A 16,341-nucleotide genomic window follows, 5' to 3' on the forward strand; every position below is an offset into this window, starting at 1 on the left:
AAGCATGACGCCCGCAACCAAAGTACTCGACAAGGCCAGGATCACCTACCAGCTGCACCGCTATGAACATGACCCGCAGGCCGAGTCCTACGGCGGTGAAGCCGCCGACAAGCTGGGACTCGACCCGCGCCAGGTGTTCAAGACCCTGCTGGCCAGTACCGAGGCCGGCGAGCTGCTGGTGGCGATAGTACCGGTGGGCGGCCAGCTGGACCTGAAACTGCTGGCCAAGGCCGCCGGCGCCAAGAAAACCGCGATGGCCGACCCCGCCGCCGCCCAGCGCAGCACCGGCTACCTGCTCGGCGGTATCAGCCCGCTGGGGCAGAAAAAGGCGCTGCGCACCTTCATCGATGACAGCGCCCGGCAATGGCCCCAGCTGTTCGTCAGTGGCGGGCGGCGCGGCCTGGAGATCGAGCTGCAGCCCGAGGACCTGGCCCGGCAGACCCGGGCCACCTTCGCCGCCATCGGTCGCAGCGACTGAGCGGCCAACCAGACCAGAGAGGCAACGCCCATGCCGCAGCAGTATCTTCTCGCCATCGACCAGGGCACCACCAGCAGCCGCGCCATGCTGTTCGATGGTAGATGCCAGCCGCTCGGCGTCGCCCAGCAGGAGTTTCCCCAGCAGTTCCCTCGTGATGGCTGGGTGGAGCATGATCCGCAAGCCATCTGGGACAGCGTACTCAAGGTGGTGCGTAGGGTACTGACCGAGGCCGGCCTGCAAGCCAGTGAGATCTGCGCCATCGGCATCACCAATCAGCGCGAAACCACCGTGCTGTGGGATGCCGACACCGGCGAGGCGGTCCACCCGGCGATTGTCTGGCAGGACCGGCGTACCGCCGCCTTCTGCGACCAACTGCAGGCCGACGGTCATGAGCAGATGATCAGCCAGCGTACCGGACTGCTGATCGATCCGTATTTCTCGGCCACCAAGCTGCGCTGGCTACTGGACAATGTGCCAGGCGCGCGCGAGCGTGCCGAACAGGGCCAACTGCGCTTCGGCACCATCGACAGTTTCCTGCTATGGCGCCTGACCGGTGGCAAGGTACACCGCACCGACGCCACCAACGCCTCGCGCACCATGCTGTTCAATATCCACACCCAGCAATGGGACCAGCAGTTGCTGCAACTGCTGGACATCCCTTCCAGCCTGCTGCCCGAGGTACTGGATAACACCGCCGAGTTCGGCCACACCGATCCCGCCCTGTTCGGCGCCAGCATACCGATCGCCGCCATGGCCGGTGACCAGCAGGCGGCCCTGATCGGCCAGGGCTGCTTCACCCCCGGCAGCGTCAAGAGCACCTATGGCACCGGTTGCTTCATGGTGATGAATACCGGTGATACGCCGGTACAGTCATCGCACCGGCTGCTGACCACCATCGGCTATCGGCTCGATGGGTGTACCACCTATGCTCTTGAAGGCAGCATTTTCGTCGCCGGGGCAGCGATCCAGTGGCTGCGCGACGGTCTCAAGCTGATCCAGCATGCTGACGAAACCGAAGCCCTGGCCGAGCAGGTCGGCGACCAGAGCGGCGTCTACCTGGTGCCCGCCTTTACCGGGCTGGGAGCGCCCTACTGGGACCCGCAGGCACGCGGCGCGATCTTCGGCCTGACCCGCGACACCGGCATCGCCGAGATCGTCACCGCCGGCCTGCAGTCGGTGTGCTTCCAGACCCGCGACCTGCTCGAGGCGATGAACGCCGATGGCGCCATGGCCACCGCCTCATTGCGCGTGGACGGCGGCATGGTGGTCAACAACTGGATGGTCCAGGCACTGGCCAACACCCTCGGCGTGCAGGTCGACCGGCCACAGGTAACGGAAACCACCGCCCTGGGCGTGGCCTGCCTGGCGGGCTTGCAGCAGGGATTGTTCGACAGCCTGGAGGATATCGCCCGGCACTGGTCCTGCGAGCGTAGCTTCACACCACTGATGCCAGCCCAGCGACGTGAGGAGTTGTATGCTGGCTGGTTGAATGCGGTACGGCGGGTGCGTGAGCCTGTTGGTGGGGAGCGGGTGGGGAAGTAGCTCCCCCTCTCCCCCAACCCCTCTCCCGCAAGGGGAGAGGGGAGCTCGATAGTGCAGGCGGAAAGGGGGTGCTGAATCGAAAGGCTGCTGTAGTCGGCCATGGCTCTTGGCCTCCACGGGGAAGTAACGTTAACTCTTTGTAGGGATCGCCGACAATCACCGTTTTGCTCCCCTCTCCCCTTGCGGGAGAGGGGTTGGGGGAGAGGGGAAAAGCACCCCCCTAACCCTCCGGCCCCTTACCCTGCTCCACCTCGACCACCACCACTTCTTCGACCAGCGGCTCCACCACCTCTTCCGCCGGCACCGCCACCACCTCATGCTCTTCCCGAGCTTCGGCGTACAGGCTCCAGGCCGCGATGAACAGGGCGGCGATCAACGGCCCGATGACGAAACCGTTGAGCCCGAACAGCGCCAGACCGCCAAGCGTCGAAATCAGCACCACATAGTCCGGCAGCTTGGTGTCCTTGCCCACCAGGATCGGGCGCAGCACGTTATCCGCCAGACCGATCACCACCGCACCGAAGGCAGTCAGTACCGCAGCCTGCCAGATGGCACCGGTGGCCAGGAAGTAGATGGCCACCGGCCCCCAGATCAGGCTCGCACCCACCGCCGGCAACAGGGACAGCACCGCCATCAGCACGCCCCACAACAGCGCCCCCTGCAGGCCGAGCACCCAGAATATGAACCCACCCAGCGCGCCCTGCACCGCGGCCACGGCGATGTTGCCCTTGACCGTCGCCTTGACCACAGTGGTGAACTTGCTGAGCAGATGCTGCTTGTAGATTTCCCCAAGGGGAATCGCACGACGCACCGCCGCCGCAACCTGCCGGCCGTCACGCAGCAGAAAGAACAGCAGGTAGAGCATGATGGCGAAGCCGATCAGGAACTGGAAGGTGTTCTGCCCAATACTGAACGCCTTGGTCGCGAGAAACTGACTCCCGGCCATGGCGCCCTGGGAGATGCGCTCCTGCACGCCGGCCATGTCGGTCAGGCCGAAACGTTCGAGCAGGTCGCGGGCGAAGTCCGGCAAGGCATTAATCACCTGTTCGAGATAACTGCCGAAGTCCAGCGAGCCGGTACTGATGCGCTGATAGATATTGGCCCCTTCCTGCACCAGCGCGCCGGCCAGCAGGCTGACCGGCAGAATCACCATCAGCAGGATGATCAGCAGGGTAACCGTTGCCGCCAGGCTGCGCCGCTGATTGAAGCGGGCCTCGAAGCGCCGCTGCATCGGCTGGAAGATGATCGCCAGGATGGTGCCCCAGAACACCGCACCGTAGAACGGCAACAGGATCATGACGAAGGCCACCGATACCAGCGCCAGCAACAGCAGGAAACTCTTGCTCTCGAGATTCTCGTTAAACATGTCTATCCATTCTCGTCCACACCGGGGGAAGGACTCTGGAGAATACCAGTCGCACGGCAATGCAGGTAGCACGCCCGAAAAAGATAAAACACCCCGTGCTGGTCGCTGTCACAACCCTGGGGGCACTCCACATCCGTAATATGAGGTGATTGCCATGAAAACCGTTGCACTGATTTTCACCACGGCGCTGCTGGCCAGCCCTGCCGTGTTCGCCCAGGGGCAGGACGCTACCTGTGAAGCCAACATGCAGGCGCTGTCCGACAACAGCACCCTTGACCGGGACGGTCTCAGCGATGCCGCACGCCAGCAGGTCGATGAGCATGTGCGTCTGGCCGGAGAGGCCCAGGCCCAGGGTGATGACGAGGCTTGCGTGGTGCACTCGAGCAAGGCGCTGCAAGAGCTGCGCGGCGCCGGATCGGCGAATGGCGAGGATGCCGACGACATGCAGTGATGCCCGGGATGGTAGGCCACAAAAAAGCCCTGGCTCTTTCGAGTCAGGGCTTTGGTATTGGTCGGAGCGACTGGAATCGAACCAGCGACCTTCTCGTCCCGAACGAGACGCGCTACCAGGCTGCGCTACGCTCCGTATTGGTGAGGCGGCATTTTACATAATCGTTGTTTTTTCACAAGAGCATTTTGAAAAAAATCTTTTGCCGCCCGGTGCTTAGGATCTGATCCCAGGCAGATTACTCAGCCTTGGCCACTGCCTCGGTAACCATGCTCTGCAGCTCGCCGGAGTCGAACAGTTCCTGGATGATATCACTGCCACCCACCAGCTCACCGCTGATCCACAGCTGCGGGAAGGTCGGCCAGTTGGCGTACTTGGGCAGTTCGGCGCGGATGTCCGGGTTCTGCAGGATGTCCACGTAGGCGAATTTCTGGCCACAGCTCATCAAGGCCTGCACGGCGCGAGCGGAGAAACCACACTGCGGGGCATTCGGCGCACCCTTCATGTAGATCAATACAGGATGGCTGGCGATCTGGTCTTTGATTGTATCGATGGTGGTACTCATGGAGGTTCCTCGGTGGCGGTTGCTTGCCTAGGGGCGTAATCACGGCGCCCAGTGTACCGCAAAGCACCCTGCCATGCCCAACCGCGACAGGCCATTTGCCTTGCGGCGGATTTTCCCTATAAGATGCCGGCTTCTCACTTTTTCAGGTATGGCTTGTACCGGGCCGCCAGGTCACGGTAAGGGTCGCTATTTCCGGTCGATAGCCGATCGAAGCAACCAGGTAGCACAACATGACAGTACGGCATTTTCTTTCGTTGATGGATTGTTCCCCGGCAGAGCTGGCTGGCCTGCTCAAGCGCGGCACCGAGCTGAAATCGCTGCACCGCCAGGGCGTCATTTACGAACCCTTGAAGAACCGCGTGCTGGGCATGATCTTCGAAAAGGCATCGACACGTACCCGGGTCTCCTTCGAGGCCGGCATGATCCAGCTCGGCGGCCAGGCTATCTTCCTGTCTCCGCGCGACACCCAGCTGGGCCGCGGCGAGACCGTGGAAGACAGCGCCCGGGTGCTGTCGCGCATGTGCGACGCAGTGATGATCCGTACCTTTGCCCACAGCACCGTGGAAACCTTCGCCGCCTGGTCCCAGGTACCGGTGATCAATGGCCTGAGCGACGACCTGCATCCCTGCCAGCTGCTGGCCGACATGCAGACCTTCCTGGAACACCGCGGCAGCATCAAGGACAAGACCGTGGCCTGGATCGGCGACGGCAACAACATGTGCAACAGCTACATCCAGGCCGCCATCCAGTTCGACTTCCAACTGCGCATCGCCTGCCCCGAGGGCTATGATCCGGACCCGGCGTTCCTCGACCAGGCCGGCGACCGGGTGACCCTACTGCGCGATCCCGCCGCCGCGGTAGCTGGCGCGCACCTGGTCAGCACCGATGTCTGGGCCTCCATGGGCCAGGAAGACGAAGCCCAGGACCGCCTGCAGCGCTTCGCACCCTACCAGGTGACCCCGGCACTGCTGGATCTGGCCGATGAGTCGGTGATCTTCATGCATTGCCTGCCGGCCCACCGTGGCGAGGAAGTGTCCGCCGAACTGATGGATGACCCGCGCAGCGTGGTCTGGGACCAGGCGGAAAACCGTCTGCATGCGCAGAAGGCACTGGTCGAATTCCTGCTGGTTGACTGACTGACGGTGACTGTCGATGTCCGACATTGTTCTGGAGTTGAATAACCTCGCCTGCGGCTATGGCGGACACAAGATAGTCGACGACCTGAGCCTGCACCTGCGGGCCGGTGATATCGGCTGCCTGCTGGGCCCCTCGGGCTGCGGCAAGACCACCACCCTGCGCAGCATTGCCGGATTCGAGCCGGTCACCGCAGGAGAGATCCGCCTGGAGGGCCAGGTGCTGTCCAGTCCGACTCGCACGGTGCCGCCGGAACAGCGCCGCATCGGCATGGTGTTCCAGGACTATGCCCTGTTCCCGCACCTGAACGTGGCGGAGAACATCGCCTTCGGTATCGCCAAGCATCCGCAACGCAAGCGCATCGTCGATGAGCTGCTGGCCCTGGTCAAGCTCGACCAGCTGGGCAAGCGCTACCCGCACGAGCTGTCCGGTGGTCAGCAGCAACGGGTGGCCCTGGCCCGCGCCCTGGCCCCGGAGCCCCGGCTGCTGCTGCTGGACGAGCCCTTTTCCAACCTGGATGGCGATCTGCGTCGCCGCCTGTCGGCCGAAGTACGCGACATTCTCAAGGCCCGGGGCACCAGCGCCCTGCTGGTCACCCATGACCAGCACGAAGCCTTCGCCGTGTGTGACCAGGTCGGGGTGCTGCGCGAAGGCCAGCTGCAACAGTGGGATACCCCGTACAACCTGTATCACGAACCAGCCACACCCTTTGTCGCCAGCTTCATCGGCCAGGGCTATTTCATCCGTGGCCAGTTGCTGACACCGGATACGGTACAGACCGAGCTTGGCGTGATTCGCGGCAACCGGGCCTACCAGCTGCCCGACGGCAGCGCCGTGGATGTACTGCTGCGCCCCGACGATATCGTCGGCCAGCAAGGCAGCAGCCAGACAGCGACCATCACCGGCAAGGTGTTCCTCGGTGCCACCACCCTGTACCGCCTGCGACTGCCGACCGGCAGCACCCTGGAAGCCATCTTCCCCAGCCATGATGACCATCTGCTGGGCGAGGAACTCGGTATCCGGGTAGCCGCCGATCACCTGGTGGTCTTCGCCGCCCAGGGTAGCGTGAATGTCAGTGCGCAGTTGCCGCTGGAGCAGGTACTGGAACGTGGTAGCTCGGCCTGAGGCCGGGCGACTTGGCAACGACCCGGCAGCTCCGGATAATGGCGGCTTTCAAACCAGCCTGACGAGTCATCTGATGCAGATCGCAAAAAATTCGGTGGTCCAGTTCCACTACACCCTGTCCGACGCCAATGGCGAAATCGAAAACTCCCACCAGCACGAACCTGTGCTCTACCTGCACGGCCAGCCGGGCCTGCTGGAAGGCCTGGTCGACGCCATGGAGGGCCGCCAGGCCGGTGACAGCTTCAGCGTCGAGCTGCCGGTCGACAAGGCCTATGGCCCGCGCCAGGAAAATGCCACGCAGAAGGTCCAGGTCAAGCACCTGCAGGGCGCGAAGAAATGGAAGCCGGGCATGATGGCCGTGGTCCATACCGAGCAGGGTCCGCGCCAGGTCACCGTGGTCAAGGTCGGCCTGTCCCAGGCCGAGGTGGACACCAACCATCCGCTGGCCGGTCGAGACCTGAAGTTCGACGTGGAAATCCTCGCCGTACGCCCGGCCACGGAAGAGGAACTGGCCCATGGTCACGCCCATGGGGTAGGCGGCCACCAGCACTGAGATCCGCTTGCCAGCCCCCGGCTGGCAAGCCCTGCCCCTCGGCCTGAAAAAACAACCCAAGCATTATTGACAGATAAAGTGTATTATGGTTGTTTTTCCTGCTTCGAGGTGTACTCCATGTCGACAAAACCCGCCGTCAAGGCCGTAGCCAAACCCAAGACAGCTCCGGCCAAGCGCAAGGCCGAACCGGCCGTGGCCACCAGCGCATCGATTGACGACCAGGTCGCCGCCTTCCTCGCCTCCGGGGGCAAGATCCAGAGCATCCCCAGCGGCACCAGTGGCCAGACCTACGGCAGCCCACGCGCAGCCAAGCCAGTCAGCAAAACGCAGAAAGCCTGAGTCCGTTCAAGCTCACACGGCATTCGCTCGCCTAGCGTCGATTGCTCCCCAGCAGTTGCAGATCCTCATCATATAGCGCGGTCAACAGCGCAGTACCATCGGCGGCCACGCGAAAACCACCCCAATGGGCTTTCTCGTATACTGCCGCGGTGCCTTCCTGGAAGAAGAATGCATTGGGGCCGACACTCGCCCTGCGCTCGGCTTGACGAATGCGCATGGAGATCATGCCCGGCTCGCTGCTCGGCTGATTACCGGTACCCGCCAGCACCGCCCGGCCCTCGGCGCCGACATGCAGGTGGGCATAGGTCGGCCAGCTGCCATCTTCCGCGGACAACTGATCATCGACCGCAAAGCGCAGCGCCATGTAGTCGCCCTGCATCAGCGAGCGAGGGTCCACCGGGGCCAGCTCCAGCAGCACCAGTTGTCCGTCGCGCAGGGTTCGCTCATGGCCGGTGACGGCATACATCACTGCCAGCACCACGAGCAGCCAGGCAGCGACGATGGCAATTCGATCAACTCTCATACCGGCCTCCCCATTGCCGCAGCAGCAACCAGCGCAACACGAGCAACAGCAGGCCGGTTGCCAACAACAACAGCGATTTGTGCAGCAGAGTGATGTGCAGGCTGTAGTACAGCTCACCGAGGTACAGGGTGGTGCCGATGCCCACCAGTACACACCAGAAACGGTCGCTGGCGTGGAATACCGCCAGCCACAGCGCCGCACCGATCAGCAGGCCCGGTGCCTGGGCGCCAAGTGCAATCAGGGTCAGCACCGCCACTGTTCCACCCAGGTGCATACCCGGGCTCTGCCGGCGCAGCAGCCAATTGGCTGTCACCAGCAACAGCGCGCCTGCGCCTGCCGGATATATCCAGGGCCACAGCTCCAGGCTCCGCTCAGCCGGGAACACATCGAGCAGACGGCCGTGGCCGAAGATGGCCAGAACCAGGCCCATCAGGGTACTGGCACAGGCCAGCGCACGATACACAGCCGCCCACCGCGACCCGGCCCAGCCGCTACGCCGCAGCCAGAGCCAGACACCCAGCGCGGCCAGTGACAGGCCATACACCGACAACCAGGGATTGGCGCCGACCAGCACCGCCAGACTGGCCAGCACGATCAGCGCGCAGATCAGTCGATGGGCAGCCACCGCCGGCACTACCAGCATGCCACCGGCCATCAGCAGCGCCGCCAACGCCGGCAGCCGCTGCCCGACGGCATGCCACGGCTCCAGTTGCACCAACGCGAACACCAGCAGCCCCTGCCCCAGCAGTGACAGCGCCAACCCCAGCTGCGCGGTAAACACGCCCGGGCGGCGCAACAACCAGACCGCCAATGCTAGCAGCGCAGCCCCGGTTACGGCGCTGGCCAGGGCGCTGTCATCGATGATGGTGACCAGCGAACTGCCCAACAGCAACAGCGCCGCCAGCCAGGCCGCCAGGCCCGACAGCAAGGCCATGTACCAGGGTGTGGCGCTGCCGCCGCGCAGTTGCTCCAGCGCCTGCGGGTCGAGCACCTGTCGTTGCCGCAGCTCCGCGATCAGGGCCTGTCGCCATGCCATGCTCATGCGTCACCCTCCCGGTGGACCCGATGCAGCCAGACCGATGCCAGGGCGCTGCTCAGCAGCAGGAACAAACCGAGCAGATTGAACAGCGCGAAACCATCCAGGTTATCCACCAACCGGGCCAGCCCCGCGGTCAGCACTCCGACCAGCGAGTACAGCAGCAGGGCCAGCAGCAACAGATCCTCTCGCCACCAGCGGTACAGCGGGATACCGACCAGCCAGGCCACAGCCGCTCCCCATAACAGGTCGGCATAACCGCTTTCCCACCAGGCAATGCAACCGCCGAGCGCCAGTGCGCTAAGCAGGGCGAAGCCGGCCAGGCGCGGCATGCTGCGCCCGGGATGCAACAGCAGGCGGGCGGCGAACAGCTCGAACACCAGCAACAACAGCAGATTGAGAACGGCCACGCCGAGCAGCGCCTGCGCACTGGCCAACAGCGTACCGAACCAGCCGGCATGCACGGCGAAATAGCGCAGCAAAGCCAGGTTGCTGACGACCCAGAACAGCGCCCAGCAGGCCCGCGAACGTGACAACAGCACCCAGGGCAGCATCAGCACCGCCCAGACGGCGAACAGTTGCCAGATATCCGCTCCGGTCTGATAGGTTTGCCCTACCAGCGCCAGCAGCCCGCCGGTGCTCAGCGCCGCACCAAGCAGAACAGCGCGATACAGCACCGCCCCCGCCGGCAGCAACAGCGCCGCCCCGGCAAACCCGGTCAAGGCCCCGAGCGCCAGGGCCAACTTGGCAAAGCGGTGCAGCTCGTCCCAGTTGAAGGCAAAGAAGAAGATCACCCCCAGCGCCAGCAACAGGCTGCCATACAAGGCCAACAACCGATCCAGCGCCTGGCGCCAGTCCCGACCGCTCGGCTGCGGCAATTGCGGTGCCAGCGCCTGTTCCAGCTGCGGCCGGGTCAGCAGGCCCTGCTCCATCCAGGTGAGCAGCTGGTCGCGCCGGCGCAACTCATCCAGCATCTTCATCGACTCCCTCCCAAACGCATGCGCAGGCGCTCCGTGAATTCGGGCACCGCCAGGAACAGATACAGGCTGACCAGTATATTGAGCAGGGATACCACCAGGAACAACTGCGGAATGCTGACCCCCACTACCCCCAGCATGAACATGGCGAATACCGCGGAAATCACCATCAGCAGGGAATTGAGGATGTTGTTCGCGGCAATGACCCGGGACCGCTCATGATTCTCCGTCCGCGCCTGGATCAGCGCGTACAGCGGCACTATGTAGAAGCCGCCGAACATGCCCAGCCCCAGTATGCAGGCCATTACCGCCCAGGCCGCCGGCTGCATCAGCAACTGCGTCCAGCCCAGGTGCTCGACCCCCACCTCGATATGCCCGGCGCCGGCCCACAACAGCAAGCCGAACAATGTCAGGCCCAGCGCGCCAAAGGGTACCAGGGTGAGGTTCACCGCCTTGCCCGACAAGCGCTCGCAGAGCAGCGAACCGGCGGCGATACCGACGGAAAACACCGCCAGGATCAGCGTCACCACGGTCTCGTCACCCTGCAGGTAATCACGGGTGAAACCGGGAATCTGCGCCAGGTAGGTCGCACCGAGGAACCAGAACCAGGAGTTGGCCAGCAGCGAACGGGACACGGTCCGGGATTGCTGCACCAGTCCCAGGTGCAGGATACGCGCCGACTGGCGAAAGATATTCCAGTCCAGCCGCAGGTCGGGCAAGGCCGCTGCGGTACGCGGAATCGTCATGCTGGCGAGAAAGCCGAGCAGCGCCAGCCCGACTACCGACACAGAGACCCACCAGGGCCAGTGTTCGCCACTCATCAGCAGCCCGGCGAACAGGGTGCCGCCGAGAATAGCCAGGAAGGTGCCCATTTCCACCAGGGCATTACCGCCGACCAGCTCCCGCTCCGCCAGATGCAGCGGCAGGATCGAGTATTTCACCGGACCGAACAACGCCGACTGGGAGCCCATGGCGAACAGTACCACCAGCATCAGCGGCAGATGCCCGATGAACACACTGGCCGCCCCCACCAGCATGATGATGATCTCGGCGAACTTGATCAGGCGGATCAGCGTGTGCTTGGGAAACTTCTCACCGAACTGGCCACCCAGGGCGGAGAACAGGAAAAACGGCAGGATGAACAACAGGGCACTGAAGTTGATCAGCACATTCGGATCGGCGCTGGTGCCGATCTTGAACAGAATCGCCAGCACCAGCGCCTGTTTGAACACGTTGTCGTTGAACGCGCCGAGAAACTGGGTAATGAAATACGGCAGAAACCGCCTGCTGCGCAACAAACCGAACTGGGACCGCCCCGCCATCGCTGTCATCCTCTTTGAAGCCACGCGAAGGATGACAGCATAACGGAAGAATGCGACACATTCTGCGTCAACCGCCGTATCAGGCCTTTTCCACCCCGGCAGTGCCCAGACGCAGGTCACGCCGCTCGATCCACGACTGGATACGTTCCTGCCGGTCGGAAGTCAGCGGATAGCGGCGCGCCAGCATGAAGGCAGCCATGTACATGAGTACCGGCCCGATGATGTAGAGCACCCGCAGGGACATCAGCTGGCTGTCGTTGTGCACGGTCTGGGTGGCATCGAAGCCGACCAGGGCCAGCAGGCCCAGCGACAGCCCCAGACCAAGGGCCATGGCGGCTTTCTGCGCCATGCCGGACATGGCGAAGAACAGGCCGGTGCGGTGCTCCCTGGTGCGTGCAGTGTCCAGATCAACAATATCCGCCAGCATCGACAGCGGCAGGAACTGAAAGGCAGCAAAACAGAAACCCTTGACCGCGAACATGATGGCGAAGGGCACCAGGTCGCCGGCCTGCAGGAAGAACATGCCGAGAATACTGATACTCGATACCGCCACCGCCACGCAGAAGGCATGGTGCTTGCCGATCTTGCGGCCCAGTATCAGCCAGAATGGAATGCCGAGGATGCCAATACCGAAATACAGCAGGTACATCATGCCGATCTGCGCCTGAATCTGGACCACATGCTGCATGAAGAACACCGACATGGCGTTGCGGAACGACTCGCCAGTGATGACGATCAGCAGGATCAGCATCAGCCGCTTGAACGGCCCATTGTTCTTCATGATGCGCAGCCCCTTCTTCCAGTCGGTCTTCTGTACCGACCGAGGCGGCGCCTCGCGCACCAGGGTCACCACCAGGAATACAGTCAGCGGCAGCAGGATCAGCAGCAACCACCCCATCCCCGCCAGAATGGGACCGTAACCCGTACCCAATTGCCCATCCTTACCGACCAGCCACACCATGGTGCGCATCAGGACACCATCGGTTTCTCCCGCCGCGTAGCGCGCCCCCATGGCCTGCACCACTGCCGGCGCCAGCGCCGCGATGAACAGACCCAGCAGCACGTAGCCCTCGCGCGACGCGGTCACCCGGCTGCGTTGATGGTACAACGGCGACAGTTCAGCGCCCCAGGCACCGTAAGGCAGCGTGACCATGGTCCAGCCCAGGTACATCAGCACCGTCCACAACAGCAGGTGCCAGAGCCCCGCCCCATCGGGTGGCATGAAGATCATCACGGTACTGACCAGCATGATCGGCGTACCCATTACCAGCCATGGCTTGCGCCGCCCGAACCGGGTTTGCCAGCGGTCACTGAGCATGCCGATGAGCGGATCGGTGATCACATCGGAAAAGCGCGCGATCACCAGCACCAGAGCCATCAGTGCCATGTTCAGACCCATTTCCTGGGCATAGAAAGGCGGGAGGTAAACTGCCAGCGGATAACCGATGATAGCCAGGGGGATGCCCACGGAACCGTGGACCAGGATAGTGGAACGTTTCAGAATGCCGGACTGACTCATCTATGCCACTCCAAATGAGATTGAGCAGGGAGCGAGCCCTGCCTTGTTGTAGTTGTTCTCGCTGACGCTGCCTGGGTCCAAGGCCCACCGAGCTGTCGTCGTTGACCGGAGTCTATTCCATCTCAACGGCCAATATTCACGCGACATTCTCGGTGAATGTACCAAGGTATTGCGAAACGGCGACATTGACCTGCTTGCACACCAGCACCGACGCGGGCTGCAGCCCCTTATAAAGTGCAGGGATGAGAGATATTCAGCTGACTGATGAGCTGAAAACCGCGAGCCAGCGCACCGCTCATCCAATTCATGCGAATAGCACGGATAATTGTTTGACAATTATTCTCATTACAATTAGCGTATAGCCATTCTTGACCTGCTCCCGGAGTGCGCCCATGTACGTCTGCCTTTGCAAGGGAATTACCGACACCCAGATTCGCGATGCCGTGACTGATGGTGCCTGTAGCATGCGTGATCTGCGCGAGCGCCTGGACGTTGCCAGCCAATGCGGCAAATGCGGTCGGGACTGCAAATCCATCCTGGGCGAATATCGCCAGGCCGCAGCGGCCAGCTTCGTCAATGCGGGACAGTTCTCGGTAGCCTGAATGCGTCTCGCGTTCATCCGCGAAAAGTTTCTATCTATTTGATTTTCAAGGGCGGATTTGACAGATGCCGCTCCCGGTAGCACACTCGGTGCATTGATCCCCCTGCACTGAGGAATATCGTCATGAAAGGCGACGCACAGGCCATCCGCCATCTGAATATCCTGCTTGGTAATGAGCTGGTTGCCATCAACCAATACTTCCTGCATGCGCGCATGTTTCAGGATTGGGGTCTGGACAAGCTCGGCGACCATGAGTACCACGAATCCATCGATGAAATGAAGCACGCCGACGCGCTGATCAAGCGCATCCTGTTCCTGGAAGGCCTCCCCAATCTTCAGGATCTGGGCAAGCTGATGATCGGCGAAAACACCCGTGAGATTCTCGAATGTGACCTGCGCCTGGAGATGAAGGGCATTCCCGACCTCAAGGACGCCATCGCCTATTTCGAAAGCATTGGTGATTACGGCAGCCGCGATCTGGCGCAGGAAATCCTCGAATCGGAGGAAGAGCATGTCGACTGGCTGGAAACCCAGCTGGGCCTGATCGACAAGGTTGGCCTGGAAAACTACCAGCAGTCGCAGATCAGCAACTGAGTCCTGCCCTGCCCCTCAATCCCCTCTCCCAAGGTTGCTCGTCACGAACAACCTTGGGGTATCGGGTTTATTTGATGACCGTACGATGCAGTAGCCGCTCATAACCTTCATAGCCACCATTGGCTTTATGCAGGACCGCACGATTGTCCCACATGACCACCATGCCGGGCTGCCATTCATGGCTGTACTGGAATTCCGGGCGGGTCTGCCAGTCATAGAGTTCCATCAGTAGCCGATTCCCATCGTCATCAGCCATACCTTCAATACCGATGATGTAGCCAATGCACCCGAACAAGGTTTCTTCGCCTGTTTCCGGGTGCTTGCGGATGATCGGGTGAGCCTGGGTATCGTAGGCGGATTCGGACGTCTTGATCTTGAACCCGCGTTCCTTGCCACTCGCCTTTTCCCCGTCCCCATAGGCACCCGTCGGAGCATATGCCCGGCGCGCGGAATGAATGGCATTCTTCCCTTCGATGCGGCTACGCAACTCTTGCGGCATCTCCTGCAGGGCCTTTTGCTGATTCACGAAGTCGGTATTGCCGCCATGGGGCGGAATGGTGATGCCATACAGGATGGTTGCCGAGGGAGGATTTTCACCGAAGCTCCAATCCGTGTGCCAGGCATCAGCAAAAATCGGCGTGGTTTCATCCGCGGCACGACGCAGTTCGATGATATTCGGGTTGTCGTCCAGCGATGCGATATAGGGGTCGCCGGCGAATGCCCCGAAGTAAAGGCTAAAACGCTCGAGATCCGCATCACTGATGCTCTGTCCGGTAAAAACCAGCACCTTGTGTTTCAGCCAGGCTGCGCGCAGATCTTCAACTGTCGCCTTATCCAGGTCTTCAGAGAGATCCAGACCTGCTACTGTCGCTCCGCATGCACCTGACGTTGATGTAATGGTGTAACTCATGTCTCGCTCCTGCCTGTGCCGTAGATAATTTTTTTAATTTATAGCTGCTATTCACACACTCACTGTAAGAGATTATGGAAGCGGGCTCATTGAGAATCCGTGCTATCGATTTGCATTTAGTGCCACAAAGGGTCGTATTATTTTGCGCTTTGAGCGAGACGGCAGGCATGGATCATCGCTATATCAATAACCTCTGGGTCAACGAACTGCTGCTGGTTCTTTCTGAACTGGGAGTGGATATAGATTCGTTAACCAAGGGGGTCAAGGGTATTCAAGACGGCAGGCTTTCGGTTGGCGAGCAGCTGGACCTGGTGGAAGCTCGCACCTTGTGGCATCGGGCAGTGTCTGCCTCCGGCCTGGAGCACCTGGGAGTAGAAGCAGGCCGTCGTCTCAGCCCCCGTTCGTCAGGGCTGCTGTTTCCCTTGCTGCTCCACAGCCCTTCAGTCCGCACCGGGATGGAGCTGCTGGTTCGCTATCAGGGCCTGATCAGTGAAAATGGCCGTTTCCGATTTGTTGAAGCCACACAAGGCGATGTCGTAGCACTGGAATATCTTCCAGCCCAATCATCCGTCTCCGTGCACCTGCAGCATGTGCTGTCGGTGATAACTGCGATTCTGAAAAATGTTTCTCTCATCTCCGCTGGCAATACCAGGGCGCGCCTTTTGCACTTGCCCGCTGGGGCAGATGCTGAGGGAGTGGCTGAAGCATTGAAATGCCCTGTCGTGTCATGCGGGGAACGCTACATCGTCGAGTTTGATAACACAGCGATCGATGCGGTGATTACGGGGCGTGACGAACACCTGTACCAGCTGTTGCTGGGTTACGCCGATGGGCTATCCAGAGCCCAGCGCGTTGGGCAGAGCTTCCTGGATCATGTCAAAAGCCACATGGAGGGCGATGACCTGGTCAGACTGGATATCGATACGCTGGCAAAAACCGTTGGCTTCAAGAAACGGACGTTGCAGCGACACCTCGATGAACAAGGCACCAGCTTCCGTAAACTCAAGGAAGGACTGCTGAAGGAGAAAGTACTGGAGCTGCTGGTGGTACGGCAATTACCTACCGAGCAAATCGTCGAGGTGCTGGGCTACGCCGATGTGAGCACCCTCCATCGTGCTTTCAAGACATGGTTCGGAGTGACGCCAGGGCAATTCAAGAGCCAGATCGGCAGCTGAGCAGATGTTGAGGGTTGCGATCCGCTGGCTGGATGTCGCCGAAGACAATCAGAGAAGTCTGGCACTTTCCGTTACGTTGGTACGTGACATCAGATCAATTCCAAGGAAAGGTGTAGCGCGAATCAACTGGGACA

General features: G+C 61.6%; 18 protein-coding genes and 1 tRNA gene. 10 read left to right on the plus strand and 9 right to left on the minus strand.

Annotation, left to right across the window (positions count from 1 at the left end):
* Positions 1-4: 4 nt before the first annotated feature.
* Together ybaK and glpK are read left to right on the plus strand one after the other, a co-directional pair.
* A complete protein-coding gene (gene ybaK / locus H6X51_RS03975; protein WP_185266215.1) occupies positions 5-478 on the plus strand; it encodes a Cys-tRNA(Pro) deacylase in 474 nt (157 codons plus the stop codon).
* Positions 479-508: 30 nt separating this feature from the next.
* Positions 509-2,020: a glycerol kinase GlpK gene (glpK, locus tag H6X51_RS03980; protein WP_185266216.1), complete on the plus strand. Its 1,512-nt coding sequence runs from the start codon at positions 509-511 to the stop codon at positions 2,018-2,020.
* 220 nt (positions 2,021-2,240) lie between these two features.
* Here glpK and H6X51_RS03985 read toward each other — a convergent pair whose 3' ends face one another.
* Positions 2,241-3,386 (minus strand): AI-2E family transporter, encoded by a 1,146-nt coding sequence (locus H6X51_RS03985; protein WP_185266217.1) that lies wholly within the window; start codon positions 3,384-3,386, stop codon positions 2,241-2,243.
* 154 nt (positions 3,387-3,540) lie between these two features.
* On the opposite strand from H6X51_RS03985, the gene H6X51_RS03990 reads away from it, so the two are divergent.
* The gene (locus H6X51_RS03990) at positions 3,541-3,837 is read left to right on the plus strand and encodes a hypothetical protein (protein WP_185266218.1); all 297 of its coding nucleotides are present in this window, start codon (positions 3,541-3,543) and stop codon (positions 3,835-3,837) included.
* 58 nt (positions 3,838-3,895) lie between these two features.
* Here the strand turns inward: H6X51_RS03990 and H6X51_RS03995 are convergent.
* Positions 3,896-3,972: transfer RNA gene (locus tag H6X51_RS03995), tRNA-Pro, on the minus strand.
* Positions 3,973-4,072: 100 nt separating this feature from the next.
* Positions 4,073-4,399, minus strand: coding sequence for a Grx4 family monothiol glutaredoxin (gene grxD / locus H6X51_RS04000; RefSeq protein ID WP_185266219.1), 327 nt, complete (start codon positions 4,397-4,399; stop codon positions 4,073-4,075).
* 230 nt (positions 4,400-4,629) lie between these two features.
* On the opposite strand from grxD, the gene argF reads away from it, so the two are divergent.
* The 4 genes from argF to H6X51_RS04020 all read left to right on the plus strand — a co-directional run bounded on the left by argF (position 4,630) and on the right by H6X51_RS04020 (position 7,550).
* On the plus strand, positions 4,630-5,535 hold the full coding sequence (gene argF / locus H6X51_RS04005; protein WP_185266220.1) for an ornithine carbamoyltransferase: 906 nt from the start codon (positions 4,630-4,632) through the stop codon (positions 5,533-5,535).
* 16 nt (positions 5,536-5,551) lie between these two features.
* A complete protein-coding gene (locus tag H6X51_RS04010) occupies positions 5,552-6,658 on the plus strand; it encodes an ABC transporter ATP-binding protein (RefSeq protein ID WP_185266221.1) in 1,107 nt (368 codons plus the stop codon).
* A gap of 73 nt (positions 6,659-6,731) precedes the next feature.
* Complete coding sequence (locus H6X51_RS04015; RefSeq protein WP_185266222.1) at positions 6,732-7,211, plus strand: FKBP-type peptidyl-prolyl cis-trans isomerase; 480 nt, start codon at positions 6,732-6,734, stop codon at positions 7,209-7,211.
* Between the two features lie 117 nt (positions 7,212-7,328).
* The gene (locus tag H6X51_RS04020; RefSeq protein WP_185266223.1) at positions 7,329-7,550 is read left to right on the plus strand and encodes a hypothetical protein; all 222 of its coding nucleotides are present in this window, start codon (positions 7,329-7,331) and stop codon (positions 7,548-7,550) included.
* Positions 7,551-7,581: 31 nt separating this feature from the next.
* On the opposite strand, the gene H6X51_RS04025 is transcribed toward H6X51_RS04020, so the two are convergent.
* The 5 genes from H6X51_RS04025 to H6X51_RS04045 all read right to left on the minus strand — a co-directional run bounded on the left by H6X51_RS04025 (position 7,582) and on the right by H6X51_RS04045 (position 12,927).
* Positions 7,582-8,073: a GDYXXLXY domain-containing protein gene (locus H6X51_RS04025; RefSeq protein ID WP_185266224.1), complete on the minus strand. Its 492-nt coding sequence runs from the start codon at positions 8,071-8,073 to the stop codon at positions 7,582-7,584.
* The gene (locus tag H6X51_RS04030) at positions 8,063-9,115 is read right to left on the minus strand and encodes a DUF4401 domain-containing protein (protein WP_185266225.1); all 1,053 of its coding nucleotides are present in this window, start codon (positions 9,113-9,115) and stop codon (positions 8,063-8,065) included. Before H6X51_RS04030 ends, H6X51_RS04025 begins: the two co-directional genes overlap by 11 nt.
* Positions 9,112-10,089 (minus strand): DUF2157 domain-containing protein, encoded by a 978-nt coding sequence (locus H6X51_RS04035; protein ID WP_185266226.1) that lies wholly within the window; start codon positions 10,087-10,089, stop codon positions 9,112-9,114. The genes H6X51_RS04030 and H6X51_RS04035 overlap by 4 nt, the downstream gene beginning before the upstream one ends.
* A complete protein-coding gene (locus H6X51_RS04040; protein WP_185266227.1) occupies positions 10,086-11,408 on the minus strand; it encodes an MFS transporter in 1,323 nt (440 codons plus the stop codon). The genes H6X51_RS04035 and H6X51_RS04040 overlap by 4 nt, the downstream gene beginning before the upstream one ends.
* A gap of 79 nt (positions 11,409-11,487) precedes the next feature.
* Complete coding sequence (locus H6X51_RS04045) at positions 11,488-12,927, minus strand: MFS transporter (protein ID WP_185266228.1); 1,440 nt, start codon at positions 12,925-12,927, stop codon at positions 11,488-11,490.
* 392 nt (positions 12,928-13,319) lie between these two features.
* On the opposite strand from H6X51_RS04045, the gene H6X51_RS20025 reads away from it, so the two are divergent.
* Positions 13,320-13,529: a bacterioferritin-associated ferredoxin gene (locus tag H6X51_RS20025; protein ID WP_185266229.1), complete on the plus strand. Its 210-nt coding sequence runs from the start codon at positions 13,320-13,322 to the stop codon at positions 13,527-13,529.
* A gap of 122 nt (positions 13,530-13,651) precedes the next feature.
* Complete coding sequence (gene bfr, locus H6X51_RS04055; RefSeq protein WP_185266230.1) at positions 13,652-14,122, plus strand: bacterioferritin; 471 nt, start codon at positions 13,652-13,654, stop codon at positions 14,120-14,122.
* Positions 14,123-14,189: 67 nt separating this feature from the next.
* Here the strand turns inward: bfr and H6X51_RS04060 are convergent, their stop codons facing one another.
* The gene (locus H6X51_RS04060; RefSeq protein WP_185266231.1) at positions 14,190-15,032 is read right to left on the minus strand and encodes a TauD/TfdA dioxygenase family protein; all 843 of its coding nucleotides are present in this window, start codon (positions 15,030-15,032) and stop codon (positions 14,190-14,192) included.
* Positions 15,033-15,199: 167 nt separating this feature from the next.
* Here H6X51_RS04060 and H6X51_RS04065 point away from each other — a divergent pair, with 167 nt between their 5' ends.
* Positions 15,200-16,207 carry an AraC family transcriptional regulator gene (locus tag H6X51_RS04065; protein WP_185266232.1) on the plus strand — a complete coding sequence of 336 codons (1,008 nt, stop codon included), beginning with the start codon at positions 15,200-15,202 and terminating at the stop codon, positions 16,205-16,207.
* Positions 16,208-16,341 lie beyond the last annotated feature (134 nt).

It is taken from the genome of Halopseudomonas xiamenensis (genome assembly GCF_014219065.1).
Lineage (GTDB): Bacteria > Pseudomonadota > Gammaproteobacteria > Pseudomonadales > Pseudomonadaceae > Halopseudomonas > Halopseudomonas xiamenensis.

Excerpts from the sequence above, each read along its gene's own strand:
- H6X51_RS04010 (WP_185266221.1), top strand. The coding sequence starts at position 5,552 with ATGTCCGACATTGTTCTGGAGTTGAATAACCTCGCCTGCGGCTATGGC.
- H6X51_RS04030 (WP_185266225.1), bottom strand. The coding sequence starts at position 9,115 with ATGAGCATGGCATGGCGACAGGCCCTGATCGCGGAGCTGCGGCAACGA.
- H6X51_RS04015 (WP_185266222.1), top strand. The coding sequence starts at position 6,732 with ATGCAGATCGCAAAAAATTCGGTGGTCCAGTTCCACTACACCCTGTCC.
- H6X51_RS04025 (WP_185266224.1), bottom strand. The coding sequence starts at position 8,073 with ATGAGAGTTGATCGAATTGCCATCGTCGCTGCCTGGCTGCTCGTGGTG.
- ybaK (WP_185266215.1), top strand. The coding sequence starts at position 5 with ATGACGCCCGCAACCAAAGTACTCGACAAGGCCAGGATCACCTACCAG.
- H6X51_RS04060 (WP_185266231.1), bottom strand. The coding sequence starts at position 15,032 with ATGAGTTACACCATTACATCAACGTCAGGTGCATGCGGAGCGACAGTA.
- argF (WP_185266220.1), top strand. The coding sequence starts at position 4,630 with ATGACAGTACGGCATTTTCTTTCGTTGATGGATTGTTCCCCGGCAGAG.
- H6X51_RS20025 (WP_185266229.1), top strand. The coding sequence starts at position 13,320 with ATGTACGTCTGCCTTTGCAAGGGAATTACCGACACCCAGATTCGCGAT.
- H6X51_RS03990 (WP_185266218.1), top strand. The coding sequence starts at position 3,541 with ATGAAAACCGTTGCACTGATTTTCACCACGGCGCTGCTGGCCAGCCCT.
- H6X51_RS03985 (WP_185266217.1), bottom strand. The coding sequence starts at position 3,386 with ATGTTTAACGAGAATCTCGAGAGCAAGAGTTTCCTGCTGTTGCTGGCG.
- H6X51_RS04035 (WP_185266226.1), bottom strand. The coding sequence starts at position 10,089 with ATGAAGATGCTGGATGAGTTGCGCCGGCGCGACCAGCTGCTCACCTGG.
- grxD (WP_185266219.1), bottom strand. The coding sequence starts at position 4,399 with ATGAGTACCACCATCGATACAATCAAAGACCAGATCGCCAGCCATCCT.
- H6X51_RS04020 (WP_185266223.1), top strand. The coding sequence starts at position 7,329 with ATGTCGACAAAACCCGCCGTCAAGGCCGTAGCCAAACCCAAGACAGCT.
- H6X51_RS04045 (WP_185266228.1), bottom strand. The coding sequence starts at position 12,927 with ATGAGTCAGTCCGGCATTCTGAAACGTTCCACTATCCTGGTCCACGGT.
- glpK (WP_185266216.1), top strand. The coding sequence starts at position 509 with ATGCCGCAGCAGTATCTTCTCGCCATCGACCAGGGCACCACCAGCAGC.
- H6X51_RS04040 (WP_185266227.1), bottom strand. The coding sequence starts at position 11,408 with ATGGCGGGGCGGTCCCAGTTCGGTTTGTTGCGCAGCAGGCGGTTTCTG.
- H6X51_RS04065 (WP_185266232.1), top strand. The coding sequence starts at position 15,200 with ATGGATCATCGCTATATCAATAACCTCTGGGTCAACGAACTGCTGCTG.
- bfr (WP_185266230.1), top strand. The coding sequence starts at position 13,652 with ATGAAAGGCGACGCACAGGCCATCCGCCATCTGAATATCCTGCTTGGT.